Genomic DNA, 880 nt, shown 5'->3' on the forward strand with positions numbered 1-880 from the left:
GCGCGCCTGCGCGACGCGCTGACCGGGCGCCTCAACCGCAGCCTGGGCACCACCCCGACCAGGACCTGGTCGGCCTATGCCTTCGACCTGATCCGACGGGCACGGGTGGAAGGACTGCTGCCGCTGGTGGAGCGCGCGCCCCGGCTGCTGTCCGGACCCGAGCAGGACCAGATCATCGCCGAACTGCTGGCCGGCCATCGTGCCGGCTACGGTCCGGGGGCCGGCTGGCCGGAAGACCTGCAGCAGGCTCTGGCGACCCGCGGCTTCCGGCAGGAGGTCCGCCAGCTCTTCGACCGGCTGACCGAGTACGGCAGCACCGCAGGGCAACTGGAACAGTTGGGCGCAGAGTATGGCCGGGCGGACTGGATGGCGGCGGCCCGGCTGTATCGCGAGTACCGTGACGTGATCGACCTCCGGATGCCCGAGGCCTTCGACCCGGCCGGAATCATCACTTCGGCACGCCAGCTGCTGCTGGAGCATCCCGGCCTGCTGGAGCGGGAGCGCAGCCGCCTCCGGCTGATCCTGGCGGACGACCTCCAGGAAGCCAACCCCGCGGTCTTCGAGCTCCTGGCCTTGCTTGCGGAGGGACAGGATGCCGTCTTCGCGGCCTCGCCGGACACCGTCGTCCAAGGGTTCCGCGGCGCCCGTCCGGATGTCCTCGGCAAGTTGCCCGGGCTGGTTGGCACACCGGACAGGCCGCTGCACACGCTGGTCCTCACCAGTTCGCACCGGATGGCTCCCGGAGTCGCAACCGCCTGGCAGTCAGCTGCCGCCCGGATCTCGCAGGTCGCCGGGGCGCACCGCGCCCGCGACCTCGTCCATCCCGGTGCGGAAGCAGAAACCGGGAGCGGAACCGCGCCCGCCCACGGCGGCGCGGACC

Annotated in this window: 1 protein-coding gene; it reads left to right on the forward strand. The window is 72.0% G+C overall.

From position 1 onward, the window contains the following. The coding region (locus tag AC5RUJ_RS17380) for a UvrD-helicase domain-containing protein (RefSeq protein WP_494156391.1) at positions 1–880 on the forward strand (880 nt) is incomplete at both ends.

Source organism: Arthrobacter sp. Y3223164 (genome assembly GCF_059091005.1).